Raw genomic sequence first — 12,859 nt, 5'->3', positions numbered from 1 at the left:
AGGCATGCCTCGGGCCCATGCGGCTGACACCCCGCACTCCGACACCGCCCCACCTCTGACAGATTCCCGTGGCTGTTGGTGGATGTCGACCTTGGTCGACACATCCGTCAGATATCGAATGATTCATCCACGCACGGCGTGGATCTTCCGTGTCGACCAAGGTCGACACCTACCAGAGCAGTGGACCAAGGTCGACACCTACCAGAGCAGAATGCCGTTCCGGCAGATCGCGGAAAACTGTCGAAGGCGGGGTGGGTCCGGTGGCAGGGGTGTGAGCGCCATGGATGGCGCGACCAAGCCCCCATGGATGGGTTCACGGCGTCCCCTGCCACCGGACCCACCCCGCCATCCCACGGAGTGCAGGCTTTTGAAGTTGACGGTGACGTTGCTTCAGCAGGTGCAGGGCTGCAAGTCCTGCAGAAAAACACCCCTACAGCACCTGCGGCCGGCACAGCAGGCTGAAGCACGCGCCGCCCAGCGAGGACGACGTCACCTGCAGGCGGAACCCATGCAGCCCCGCAATGGCTGCCACGATCGACAGGCCCAGGCCGAATCCACCGCCCTTGCTGGCCTCCGCGCGATGGAAACGCTGGAACACCAGGCTGCGCTCCGTCTCGGGTATGCCCGGCCCGGAATCCTCCACCGCGATGCAGGTCGCGCCGTCTTCCACCCGCGCCGAGAGCTGCACGCGGCCGCCCTCCGGTGCGAACCGGATCGCATTGTCGAGCAGGTTGCCGATTGCTTCGAACAGCAGGCCGCGATCCCCCATCACGCCCGGCAGATCGGCGGCCAACTCCAGCAGCAACACCTGCCCTTTCTCTTCCGCCAGCGGTGCATAGAAGGCGTGGATCTCCTGCAGCAGCGTGTCCGGCGCCAGCATGCTGAACCCGGAACGACGCTGATGGTCTTCCAGCTCGGAAATCCGCAGCAACGCGCGGAAGCGTGCCATCAGGGTATCGGTCTCCTCCAGTACCTGCTCCAGCGGCAGCGACTGTGGATCGCCGTCGGCCACCTGCTGGCGCATGCGGTACAGCTGCGCACGCACGCGCGTCAGCGGGGTGCGCAGGTCGTGGGCGATGTTGTCGCATACCCCTTTGACCTCGGTCATCAGCTGCTCGATGCGGTCGAGCATGGCGTTGACGATGGTCGCCAGCATGTCCAGTTCATCGCGGCGGTTGGCCAACGGCAGGCGCTGGCCCAGATCGCCGGCGACGATGCGCGCAGTGGCCTGCTCGATGGCCTGGATGCGGCGCAATGGCCGGCGCCGCAACAACTGCCAGCCCAGCAGACCTGGCAACAGCGTCAGCGAAACACCCCACAGCAGCGCATCAAGAATCAGATGATTGACCTCGTTCAACGGCCCGCTGTAGCGCACCAGCACCAGGATGCGGCCGTCGCGGGTCGGCATCGCCAGACCGAAGCCGCGCTTGCCTCGCGCGTTCACATCGGCGATGGGCAATCCGGAAACCGGGTGTGCGCTGCCATCGAGTGGCAGCTGTGCCGGCAGCGACTTCAGCATGCCCGCAAGCGGTTTTCCGTCGGGCGTGAACAACCCATAGGCATCGATGCCGTGCAGGTCGTAGCGGCGGTTCTCGCGCAGCGCTGCGGTCAGTCCATCGCCGGTGAAGTGCTCGAACAGATGTGCGCGTTGCAGCACCGCCGACTGCGCCAGCTCGTCCAGGTACAGCGACACCCGCCAGTACAGCACGCCCAGCAGCACGCACGACCAGGCCACGAACAGCAGGCTGTACAGCCCCAGCAGGCGGCTGCTGGACGAACGCCAGCCGTCAGACAGTTTCGCTGAGGACATAGCCACTGCCGCGCACGGTACGGATCAGCGACGGTGCATCGGCCTGGTCCAGCTTGCGCCGCAGGCGGCCGATATGCACGTCGATGAGGTTGGTGCCCGGGTCGAAGTGGTAGCCCCACACTTCCTCGAACAGCATCATCCGGGTCAGCACCTGCCCGGCGTTGCGCATCAGGTACTCCAGCAGCTTGAACTCGGTCGGCAGCAGGCTCAGGCTGCGCCCGCCACGGTGGGCGGTGCGCGCCAGCAGGTCCAGCTGCAGGTCGCCGACCCGCAGCACGGTCTCGTTGCTGGCCGGCTGCTGGCGGCGACGCAACAGCACTTCCACCCGCGCGGCCATCTCGTCGGAGGCGAACGGCTTGGTCAGGTAGTCGTCGCCACCGGCGCGCAGGCCGCGCACGCGCTCGTCCACGTCGGACAACGCGCTGAGCATCAGCACCGGCGTGGCAACGCCGATCCGCCGCAGCGTGGTGACGATGGCCAGGCCGTCCAGGCCAGGCAGCATGCGGTCCAGCGTGATCACGTCATAGTCGCCGCTGGCCGCGCGCACCAGGCCTTCACGACCATCGGCCACCCAGTCCACGTGCAGGCCATGGCTGCCCAGCTCGGCCACGATTTCCTGGGCAGTGATGGCGTCATCCTCGATGGTCAATACGCGCGACATGGGCACCGCTGGAGTCGAGACTGGCACATGCTCGCCAAATCAGCCGGCACGGGCAAATGAAACATCCTTCATCCACCACCACGGTGCGGGCCGGTTCAGCCCGTTTCGCCGTCGTCACCCGGCAGCTCGGACAGTTCGCCCTGCACCTGCACGTTGTTGCGGCCCATCGCCTTGGCCCGGTAGCACTGGGCGTCGGCCGCGGCCACAGCCTGGTCGACGCTCATGCCGCCGGCCAGCGGCGCGACACCGATACTGGCACCGACCCGCAACCGGTCCTGGTCCCAGGGAATGGACAGCGATGCCAGCGTATGCAGCAGTTCGCCACCGATGCGCGCTGCACGGCGCGGCGTGCAGCCGGACAGGATCACCGCGAATTCGTCACCGCCCAGCCGCGCCACCACGTCCGAGTCACGCACGCCATGGCGCAGCACACTGGCCACCGCCCACAGCACGGCATCACCAGCCAGATGGCCCCAGGTGTCGTTGACCGGCTTGAAGCGGTCCAGGTCGATGTACATCAGCGAGGCCGCCTGGCCGGTACGCTCGACGCGGGTGATGGCCTGCTGCAGGTGTACTTCGAAACCACGGCGGTTGCTCAGTTCGGTCAGCGGGTCGATCTCGGCCAGGTGCCGCGCCTCGCGCTGGCGCGCACGCTGCTGGGTGTCGTCACGCAGCACCCAGACCGCACCGCGCACATGGCCTTCGTCATCGCGCAGCCACGCGCGGGTCAGGTCCACCGGTACCGTTGCCGTGCCCAGCCGCAACAGCAGATCGGCATGCAGGTCCACGGCATTGCTTTCCGGGTCCAGCAGCACCGAGACATCCAGCACTGAGCCCGGCGCGTATTCGGTGGTCAGCGCCAGCACGTCCTGCACCTTGTGCCCGGCCAGCGACAGTGCGCCATCGCCGGCCAGCATGCGCACGGCCGCAGCATTGGCATAGTCGATACGACCATCCAGGTTGACGCTGAGCACCAGGTCAGCCACCGCATCAAGCGTAAGGCGGCTGCGCTGCTCGCTCTCGAACAAGCGCTGCTCGCTGCTGCGCTGGGCGGTGATGTCCTGGATCTGCGACACGAAATGCACCGGCTGGCCATGCTCGTTGCGCACCAGCGACACCGACAACCGAGTCCAGATCACCCGCCCATCGCGGTCGAGATAGCGTTTTTCCAGGTGGTAGTGGCTGCGCCGCCCGGCCAGCAGGTCGTGCACCAGCGCCAGATCGGCCTGCAGATCGTCGGGATGGGTCAGGCGCTGGAAATCGACCTGCAGCAGCTCTTCGCGCGGGTAACCCAGGATCCGGCACAGGGCGTCGTTCACGTCCAGCCAGAGCCCCTCCAGCGAAACCAGGGCCATGCCCAGCGCGGCGGACGTGAACGCACCGGCGAACTTTTCCGCCGACAGGCGGGCCTCGGCACGGGCCTGCAGGATCTCGGTGATGTCGATGGCCATGCCGACATAGCCGATGCGCACCCCGTTGGCCCCATCCATGCGGCTGATCGACAGGCGCACCTGCCGTGGCTGGCCATCCTTGCGAAGCAAGGTCCACTGCCGCGAGTAGGTCTGCCCGTCGGCACGCGCACTCAGCGCCTCGAACACGCCCGGAAGATTGCCCTCGGCATCGGCCAGCGGCTGCAGCCAGGCGTTCAGCTCGGCCGGATCATGGAAGGCGTCGAGCCGGCGCTGGCCGACCACCTCCGGAGCGCTGTAGCCCAGCAGGCGCTGCGCACCGGTATTGAACAGGGTGATGGTGCCATCGGTATCGGTGGCGATCACCGCCACCTCGTCGGACGCATCGACCACCGCCTGCAGGCGCTGGCGGGTTTCGGCCGCATCCTGCCGCGCCTGCTGCAGCTCGGTCACGTCGGCATGTGCGCCGGCCATCCACAGCGGCCGGCCCTGCCCATCCCATTCGAAGACCCGGCCGCGGTCCTGGATCCAGATCCACTGGCCGTTCCTGTGCCGCATGCGCAGCAGGCAGGCGTAGTTGTCGCTGCGGCCCGCGAAATGATCCTCCAGCGCGGCATCAGACAACGCGATGTCATCCGGATGCACCAGCTTCAGGAAGGTTTCCTGGCAGATCGGCTGCAGCTCTTCCAGGCGGTAGCCGACGATCTCAGCCCAGCGTGCATTGACCCGCATCTGGCCGGTCTGCACGTTCCACTCCCAGGTACCGGCCGCCGTGCCGTCGATGATCATCGCCAGCCGGCGCCGCTCTTCGGCCAACTCCTGCAGGCGTCGTTCAAGCAGCCCGTTGCCGTTGTTTCCCTGGCCCGCCATCAACCCGTTCCCCCGCCCGCGCAGGCACGCATCTGCCGCAGCGGCGCGCTGCAGCCTGCAACGAAGACGGCGGGTCGTGCTGGCGTCATGGCCCTCCCCAGCGACAGCGGGGGGGCCGAACGCCTCCCCTCAAGCGCCAGTGTGCGCAATCACGGGGAAAACCGACAAGCCCCCCGCCCCGGATCAACCGTGACGGGGGCCACGATCCTCAACTGCGCTTGGCGCGGGCGAAGGCTTCGGCCAGGGCATTGTTGGCCGGTGCTGCCGACGGGCCGGGGCGGCCGCCATTGCCCTGGCCGCGGTTCGGCCCACGGTTCTGGCCGCCCACGTCACGGCGCGGCCCCTGCCCCTGGCCGCGCTCGTCGCGCTGGCCCGGGCGGCTGGTGGCCTGGCCGGGGGTGTCGTCCAGGCGCCGGGTCAGGGCGATGCGCTTGCGCGCCACGTCCACCTCCAGCACCTTCACCTTGACGATGTCGCCGGCCTTGACCACGTCACGCGGGTCTTTCACGAACGTATCGGACAGCGCCGAGATGTGGATCAGGCCGTCCTGGTGCACGCCGATATCGACAAAGGCCCCAAAGGCCGCCACGTTGCTCACCACGCCTTCCAGCACCATGCCTTCGCGCAGGTCCTTGATGTCCTCCACGCCCTCGGCGAAGCGTGCGGCCTTGAACTCCGGACGCGGGTCGCGGCCCGGCTTCTCCAGTTCCTTGAGGATGTCGCGCACGGTCGGCACCCCGAAGGTGGCATCGGTGAACTGCTCGGCCTTCAGCCCACGCAGGAAGCTGCCGTCGCCGATCAGCGCCTTGATCGGCCGCGCGGTGCTGGCCACGATGCGCTCCACTACCGGGTAGGCTTCCGGGTGCACCGCCGAGGCATCCAGCGGCTGGTCGCCATCGGCGATGCGCAGGAAGCCGGCGCACTGCTCGAAGGTCTTTTCGCCCAGGCGCGCGACCTTCAGCAGGTCCTTGCGGCGCTTGAACGGGCCGTTGTCGTCACGGTGGCGCACGATGTTCTCGGCCACCGTGGCCGACAGCCCGGACACGCGTGACAGCAGCGCAGCCGAGGCGGTATTCACGTAGACGCCGACCGCGTTCACGCAGTCCTCCACCCGCGCATCCAGCGCCCGGGCCAGGCGGTACTGGTCCACGTCATGCTGGTACTGGCCCACGCCGATCGCCTTGGGTTCGATCTTGACCAGTTCGGCCAGCGGGTCCTGCAGGCGGCGCGCGATCGATACCGCACCGCGCAGCGACACGTCCAGGTCCGGAAACTCCCTGGCCGCGAATTCGGAGGCCGAGTACACCGACGCGCCGGCCTCGCTGACCACCACCTTCTGCAGCTTCGGGTTGGCGGCGGCTTTGATCGCTTCACCGGCCAGCTTGTCGGTCTCGCGGCTGGCGGTGCCGTTGCCGATCGCGATCAGTTCCACGTTGTGCTTGGCGCACAGCTGCTTGATCGTCTGCAGCGACTGGTCCCACTGCCGGCGCGGCTCGTGCGGATAGATGGTGTCGGTCGCGACCAGCTTGCCGGTGGCATCGACCACGGCGATCTTGCAGCCGGTGCGGATGCCCGGGTCCAGGCCCAGCACGGTCTTCGGGCCGGCCGGCGCGGCCAGCAGCAGATCCTTGAGGTTGTCGCCGAAGACTGCGATGGCCTCGGCTTCGGCCTTCTCGCGGGCCTGGTTGAACAGGTCCAGCAACAGGTGGGTGTGCAGCTTGGCGCGCCAGGTCAGGCGGCAGGCATCCAGCAGCCAGCGGTCAGCGGCTCGGCCCTGGTCGGCGATGCCGGCCTTGCGCGCCACGCGCCCTTCGGCGTACTGGTGGCCGACCTCGGCATCGTTGCCCGGGTCCAGCTCCAGGAACAGGATTTCCTCGCGCCGCGCACGGAACAGCGCCAGCAACCGGTGCGACGGGATCTTCGCCAGTGCCTCGGCATGCTCGAAATAGTCGCGGTACTTGGCGCCTTCGGTTTCCTTGCCCTCGGCCACGCGGGCGCGGATCACCCCTGTTTCGCCCAGCCAGGTGCGCAGCTCACCCACCAGCGCGGCGTCCTCGCCCCAGCGCTCCATCAGGATCGCGCGCGCGCCCTCCAGCGCGGCCTTGGTATCGGCCACGCCCTTGTCGGTATCGACGAAGCTGGCAGCAAACACCTGCGGGTCCTGCGTCGGATCGTCCAGCAGGCCATCGGCCAGCGGCTCCAGCCCGGCCTCGCGGGCGATCTGCGCGCGGGTACGGCGCTTGGGCTTGTACGGCAGGTACAGGTCTTCCAGACGGCTCTTGGTATCGGCCGCCAGGATGTCGTTGCGCAGCTCGTCGCTGAGCTTGCCCTGCTCGCCGATGCTGGCCAGCACCGCCGCGCGCCGGTCTTCCAGCTCGCGCAGGTAGGTCAGGCGCACTTCCAGGTTGCGCAGCTGGGTGTCATCCAGGCCCCCGGTCACTTCCTTGCGGTAGCGCGCGATGAACGGAACGCTGGCGCCCTCGTCGAGCAGGCCGACGGCGGCACGTACCTGGGCGGACTGGGCACCGATCTCGTCGGCGATGGTCTGGGCGATCTGCTGGGCGAGCGCGCTCTGGGCGTTCTTGGCGTCGTGCATTGCTTCAGGTCTGGGCCGCGTTACGGGAAGACCCCATTCTGGCAACCGACGACGGAGCCGGACAAGGCATTGACAGGCGGCGAGGTTCAGCGGCGTCCCCGGAGTGGACGCCGGCATCCTGGCGGAGAGAGGGCTCGGACCGGCCCTGGGCTGGGATGCCGGCGCGGGCGCACGATGGTGGGCGCGCCCTGCCGCGTGTTGCGAAGGTCAGCGGTAGTGGCGGGCGGCGCGCTGCATGACGATGTCGTCACGCATGCTTTCCAGGGCCATCAGGCGGACCTTGCCGACACCCTGCAGTTCCATGAACCGCTCCGTGTAGAACTCCGGCCCCAGCGCGGTGTCGGCGCGGGATTTGCTGAAGCCGTAGGGCACCACGCCCTTCTCGCCATCCTTGCTACCACCGACATAAAGAACGATTGCCATGTGATGTATTCCTCCAAATTGCTACTGCGTACTGCACTCGATGAGCGATGCTGCGAGCTCATCGAGGGAGAGCTTACCGCGTCGAACCTGACTGGAACGTCACGAAGGCTAATGACGATCGGTTGCATGCAGATGACTGCGGGATCGCAGCAGAATGCTTACGGATCTTTAACTTCCGACTAACGAATCCGCGGCGGATTCCCGCCAACGGCCACCAACCCTGCCCGAACCGGGCGTAATGATCCGCCGCACGCTCGAACGGATTGCGCGCACTCACCCCGCCGCACAGCAGGTACACCGGCAGGTACAACGGCCCCAGCACCAGGTACTGGTAGACGTGCGCGCGCTCGTGGTCGTCCAGCCGGATCAGCGGCTCCACGCCCCACCCGGCCTGATGCGCATAGGTGCGGCAGGACATGCCCAGGTCGTGCCCGGTATGCAGGATCACATTGCCCAGCGTGATCGCCCCGCCCGGCCCCCACGGCCAGTGATCAAAGATGAGCGCACAGTCGCGGGCGCTCCAGCGCAGCGTCGCCCCACCCAGCAGGCCCGCCAGGCCACCGATCAGGCCGATCAGCGTATTGGGCAGCGTCCATACCGCGCCCAGCACCTGCAGCGCGCGCAGCCAGAGTGGCCAGGGCCGGGAGGTGGCGTTCAATCGGCCTCGTTCGGGATCAGCAGCCACAGGATCAGGTAGACCAGGATGCCGGGGAAGGCCGCCGAGCCGATCGAGACCAGCACGAACACGATCCGTACCAGGGTGGCATTCCAGCCGAAGCGATGGGCAATGCCACCCATCACGCCGGCAATCATGCGGTCGTTCAACGAACGCGACAGCGTGCGTGGCGTGGTGTTCATGGTGGCATCTCCTCGGGAACCAGAAAGCGCAGTCGAGCGCGGCTCGACTCTACACCCCGGCCATGTCTACGGCGCGCGTTGGCGCAGGGCCTGCAGGCGGGCGCCGAACCAGGCCGCAGCCGTCTGTTCAGGCTGCCCGGGACATTGGATGCGATAGGGCTTGCCGCTCATGCTGCTCTGGCTGGCCGCGCGCTCGATGAACTGCTCGGCGCTGTCGACCATGTCCTTCTTCAGCAGGTAGTCGTACTTGCGCTGCAGGTGCGCGCGCGCATCGCTGCCGTCGTACCAGCTGCCATTGCGCTGGAACCGGCACTGCGAACCGTCGAGGCTGGAGATCAACTGGGCGATCTCGCGTTGCGCCTGCGGGCCGGGGGCGGCGTGGGCCAGGGGTGCCGCCAGCAGTGCGGCAAGAATCAACGAAATCCGGTACGTCATCATCCCCCCAAGGGCAGTCGAGCAAGCTCGACTCTACAGGTCGCGAGCCTTCAGCCAGCCATCGATCGTGGCCGGCACTTCGCGTTGTGCGCGACCGGACACGTAAATACCGATATGGCCGCCGCGGAAACTGGACTCGGTGTAGTCCTCGGTGCCCAGACGCCCGCGCATCGCACGCGACGCATCCGGCGGCACCAGATGGTCCTGCTCGGCGTAGATGTTCAGCACCGGCAAGGTCACCTGCGACAGGTCCACCGCCTCCTCGCCGATCCGCACCGTGCCGTTCACCAATCCATTGCCCTGGTAGAACTGCTTGATGAAGTCACGGAACGCTTCGCCTGCCAGATCCGGTGAGTCGAAGATCCACTTCTCCATGCGCAGGAAATCCTCCAGCGCGGCCTTGTCATCGAGGATGTCGAGCAGGCCCACGTACTTCTGCACGTTCAGGCGGAACGGCTTGAGCATCAGGTAGCTGGCATTCATCAGATCGGCCGGGATGTTGCCCAGCGTGTCGACCAGCAGGTCCACGTCCACCTGCCGCGCCCAGTGCGAGAGCATGTTGTCGGCGGTCTGGAAATCGACCGGGGTGACCATGGTGATCAGCTTGCCCAGCTTGTGCCGGCGCAGCGCGGCGTAGCACAGCGCGAACACGCCGCCCTGGCAGATGCCGAGCAGGTCCACCGGTCCACCACTGCGCTGGCGCAGCACGTCCACCGCGCCATCGACATAGCGCAGCAGATAATCCTCCAGGGTCTGGAAGCGCTCGGAGCGGTTCGGGTAGCCCCAGTCCAGCACGTACACGTCCTGGCCCAGCGCCAGCAGCTTCTGCACCAGTGAGCGATCGGCCTGCAGATCGACCATGTACGGCCGGTTGACCAGCGCGTAGACAATCAGCAACGGCGTGCGCCGGGTCGGCGCCTGTTCGCCGACGAAGCGGTACAGCACCACCTTGCCGTCGCGCCAGACTTCCTCGCGGGCGGTCACGCCATAATCCACGTCCTCCACCTGCGGCAGCAGCGTGAGCCCTTCCAGCAGCTTGCGCTGCATGGCCAGGGTTTCCTGCATCAGGTCGTCGGCGTTGAAGCCCAGCGGTCCCTTCATCGGTCACGCGTCCGTGACGAGGTGCGGGCGGCGGCCTTCTTCGCAGGCGCCTTCCTTGCGGGCACTTTTTTTGCAGGCGCCTTGCTGGGGGCCGCCTTGTTGGCAGGTGCGGCCTTCTTCACCGCCTTGCGCGCGGCCGGCTTCACTTTCGCCGGGGCCGGCTGCGCCACGGGATCCACGGTGGCGGTACCCGCCAGCACCGCCACCTGCGCCTGCAGCCGACGCAGGCTGCGCTCCAGCTCGGCGATGCGGCGGTGCGCGGCGTCCATCTCGCTGCGGGTCGGCAGGCCGACGCGCTCACTCATCTGTTCCACCTCGCGCTGCAGGCCGGCGCGCAGGCGCATCTGTGCGTTGCCCAGCGAGGCGTACACCTGCTGGAACGGCTCGGATAGGGCGACCTTGGCGTAGGCTTCTTCGGCCACTTCGATCCACAGGTCGAACATCGCGCGGGCGCTGGTCAATTGGCTGCCGGGCTGCTCGTGCTGGGCCAGGCGCTGCTCGAACAACGCGAAGGCCTCGTCCAGCGCCTGCTTGATCTGCTCGACGTAAGCGCGCGAATGCTGCTGGTATTCCTCCTGCGCGCGCAGCAGCGCCTGCCAGCGCGCCTGGTGCTCACGGCCCGGACCAAATGCCGGGCTCTGCAGCCATGGGCCCGCCTGCAACTGGAACTGCTGCAGCCAGGCGGCGAATTCGGGCACGGCGGCGCCGGCGTGGGTGCTGCCACGAGCGCCCTGCAGCATCCATTGCAGCATGCCATCGCCCTGCCCCTGCACCGCCTCGCGCCAGGCCTGGGCCACGTCGGCGCTGCTGGCGTCGCGGCCGGCGAATCGCGCGGCCACGTCCTGCATGGTGCCGTACCAGCTACCGGCCTGTTCGCGGAACCGGCGCACCGCGTCTTCCGGCGCGCCCGGCCCCTGTTCGGGCAGCAGCTGGCCCCACCCGTCGAACAGCCGCTGCCAGCTGCCCGGGCCATCGCCAGCTGGGGCGCCAGGCGTCGCCGCGTGGCGCAGGGCATCTCCCCAGGCGCCGAAGTACTGCCGGGCCAGGGCTTCGAAATCGCTGCTGCCGGCATCGTGGGCCGAGCTGGTCATCGCAGGCCTCCGCAAGGCTGGGTCATGGCTTGGGAATACGCAGGGTCTTGCTGATCATCAGCGACCCGGACAGGGCGAACAGCAGCACCATCGGGTGCAGCTGCCACGGGCCGATCTGCCATTGGCCGAACCAGATTTCCTGGCCGATGGCGCCGGTGCCTGCCGCGATCGCCAGCACGATCACCAGTACCAGGCTGGTCGGGATCGGGGTGCCCTCGAAATACGTGACCTTGCCCTCGTCGCCCGTCATTGCCTCGGCGGTGACGTTGTAGCGCGCCAGGCGGCTGACGCCGCAGCAGACAAAATAGCTCAGCACCAGCCAGTCCCACCCGCCCTGCATGCCACAGGCATAGGCCAGTGCGGCCGGGGCCACACCGAAGGAGATCACGTCCGACAGCGAATCCAGCTCGCGGCCCAGGGTGGAGCTGGATTTGCGCCAGCGCGCGATGCGCCCGTCCAGCGCGTCGAAGATGAAGGCCAGCGGGATCAGCGCCATGCCGAACATCAGGTAGCCGCGCTCGCCGTCCTGCAGGAAGCGCATTGCGGCGAACACCGCACCGGTGCCGCAGAAAGCATTGGCCAGGGTGAACCAGTCGGCCAGCTGGAATTCGCGCAGCATCGAGAAGTGACGTTTCATGGGGTCTCACGGAGCATCAAGGCCCACAGGTTACCGCGAGCGCCGCCGCTGGCGACAGCACTGGCCGCGCCGATCCTTCACCGCTCCCTCACCTGTCCTCACCGGCGGTGAATTTTTCGCCACCCATCTTGACAGCCTAGGGGGGTGGCGCCTGTCGCCGCTTATCCACAAAGTTGCCCACGCGTAATCCACACCCCCTGTGGACAACCAGATCTCACCGACTGCGACGCTGGACATTTCCTCATCACCCTGAAGCGGGGTTCCCCTACTTCCCAAGCTGCGAAGGCAGCGCTATGGTCGTCGGCGGACCCCGCCGCCGCCACGTCCAGATTCCCGCGACGGACGATGATGATGCTGGATGCTTCCACCCTGGCCGCGCAGCTGCGGCACCCCCACGGCGACGCCGCACAGGCTGTGGCCGAATCGATGAACCGCAGCAATGGCGCGCTCAACCGGGCCGCGATCGGCCTGCTGGCGGTGACCTCAGGCGAACGGGTGCTGGAGATCGGCCCCGGCAACGCTGCGTTTGCGCCGCTGCTTCTGCAGGCCAGCGACAGCCGTTACCTGGGCATCGAGCTGTCCACTGCCATGGTCGAGGCCGGCAACCGGCAACTCACCGCCGCCGGGCTGGCCGAGCGGGCCGGGATGCGTCATGGCGACGCCCATGCCCTGCCGATCGCCGATGCCGCGATGGACGCGGCACTGGCCGTCAACACCCTGTACTTCTGGCCAGACCTGGCGCCGGTGCTGGGCGAACTGGCACGGGTCGTGCGTCGGGGTGGCCGGCTATGCCTGGCCTTCGGCGATGCCACCTTCATGCGCAGCCTGCCGTTCACCGCCGATTTCCAGCTGCACGAACTGGATGCAGTGGAGCTGGCGCTGCGTGTCGCCGGGTTCGGCGTTTCTGCCTGGCGCAGCCACCGCGAAACCGCACCCGGCAACGATGGCCAGGCCCGCGACAAGCACTT

At 67.6% G+C, this 12,859-nt stretch carries 11 protein-coding genes and 1 pseudogene; 1 reads left to right on the top strand and 11 read right to left on the bottom strand.

From position 1 onward, the window contains the following. Positions 1-430: 430 nt before the first annotated feature. The 11 genes and pseudogenes from N7590_RS20405 to N7590_RS20355 all read right to left on the bottom strand — a co-directional run bounded on the left by N7590_RS20405 (position 431) and on the right by N7590_RS20355 (position 11,891). On the bottom strand, positions 431-1,810 hold the full coding sequence (locus tag N7590_RS20405) for an ATP-binding protein (protein ID WP_164242948.1): 1,380 nt from the start codon (positions 1,808-1,810) through the stop codon (positions 431-433). Further along, positions 1,788-2,471 (bottom strand): response regulator transcription factor, encoded by a 684-nt coding sequence (locus N7590_RS20400; RefSeq protein WP_053450133.1) that lies wholly within the window; start codon positions 2,469-2,471, stop codon positions 1,788-1,790. Before N7590_RS20400 ends, N7590_RS20405 begins: the two co-directional genes overlap by 23 nt. A 95-nt stretch (positions 2,472-2,566) precedes the next feature. Further along, on the bottom strand, positions 2,567-4,750 hold the full coding sequence (locus N7590_RS20395) for a PAS domain S-box protein (RefSeq protein WP_279935842.1): 2,184 nt from the start codon (positions 4,748-4,750) through the stop codon (positions 2,567-2,569). Positions 4,751-4,958: 208 nt separating this feature from the next. Further along, positions 4,959-7,346, bottom strand: a complete 2,388-nt coding sequence (locus tag N7590_RS20390) for a Tex family protein (protein WP_164242949.1) — start codon at positions 7,344-7,346, stop codon at positions 4,959-4,961. A gap of 207 nt (positions 7,347-7,553) precedes the next feature. Then, the gene (locus N7590_RS20385) at positions 7,554-7,769 is read right to left on the bottom strand and encodes a hypothetical protein (protein WP_006452005.1); all 216 of its coding nucleotides are present in this window, start codon (positions 7,767-7,769) and stop codon (positions 7,554-7,556) included. A 208-nt stretch (positions 7,770-7,977) separates the two neighbouring features. Next, a pseudogene (locus tag N7590_RS20380) lies at positions 7,978-8,427 on the bottom strand (hypothetical protein); the annotation flags it as partial. Next, positions 8,424-8,627: a PspC domain-containing protein gene (locus N7590_RS20375; protein WP_006452007.1), complete on the bottom strand. Its 204-nt coding sequence runs from the start codon at positions 8,625-8,627 to the stop codon at positions 8,424-8,426. The pseudogene N7590_RS20380 and the gene N7590_RS20375, both read right to left, overlap by 4 nt. 66 nt (positions 8,628-8,693) lie before the next feature. Then, positions 8,694-9,062 carry a YfeK family protein gene (locus tag N7590_RS20370; RefSeq protein ID WP_053511285.1) on the bottom strand — a complete coding sequence of 123 codons (369 nt, stop codon included), beginning with the start codon at positions 9,060-9,062 and terminating at the stop codon, positions 8,694-8,696. A 33-nt stretch (positions 9,063-9,095) separates the two neighbouring features. Continuing rightward, positions 9,096-10,163 (bottom strand): class III poly(R)-hydroxyalkanoic acid synthase subunit PhaC, encoded by a 1,068-nt coding sequence (gene phaC / locus N7590_RS20365; RefSeq protein WP_164241854.1) that lies wholly within the window; start codon positions 10,161-10,163, stop codon positions 9,096-9,098. Beyond that, positions 10,160-11,254 (bottom strand): class III poly(R)-hydroxyalkanoic acid synthase subunit PhaE, encoded by a 1,095-nt coding sequence (gene phaE / locus N7590_RS20360; RefSeq protein WP_279935841.1) that lies wholly within the window; start codon positions 11,252-11,254, stop codon positions 10,160-10,162. Before phaE ends, phaC begins: the two co-directional genes overlap by 4 nt. Positions 11,255-11,276: 22 nt before the next feature. Continuing rightward, positions 11,277-11,891 (bottom strand): phosphatidylcholine/phosphatidylserine synthase, encoded by a 615-nt coding sequence (locus N7590_RS20355; protein ID WP_006452013.1) that lies wholly within the window; start codon positions 11,889-11,891, stop codon positions 11,277-11,279. Between the two features lie 345 nt (positions 11,892-12,236). Here N7590_RS20355 and N7590_RS20350 point away from each other — a divergent pair. Further along, on the top strand, positions 12,237-12,859 hold a 623-nt coding region (locus N7590_RS20350), incomplete at its 3' end, for a class I SAM-dependent methyltransferase (protein WP_279935840.1).

Source organism: Stenotrophomonas sp. GD04024 (assembly GCF_029837545.1).
Classification (GTDB): Bacteria; Pseudomonadota; Gammaproteobacteria; order Xanthomonadales; family Xanthomonadaceae; genus Stenotrophomonas; species Stenotrophomonas forensis.
The sequence above is the reverse complement of the archived record's forward strand: the minus strand, read 5'-3'. Positions and strand labels throughout refer to the sequence as shown.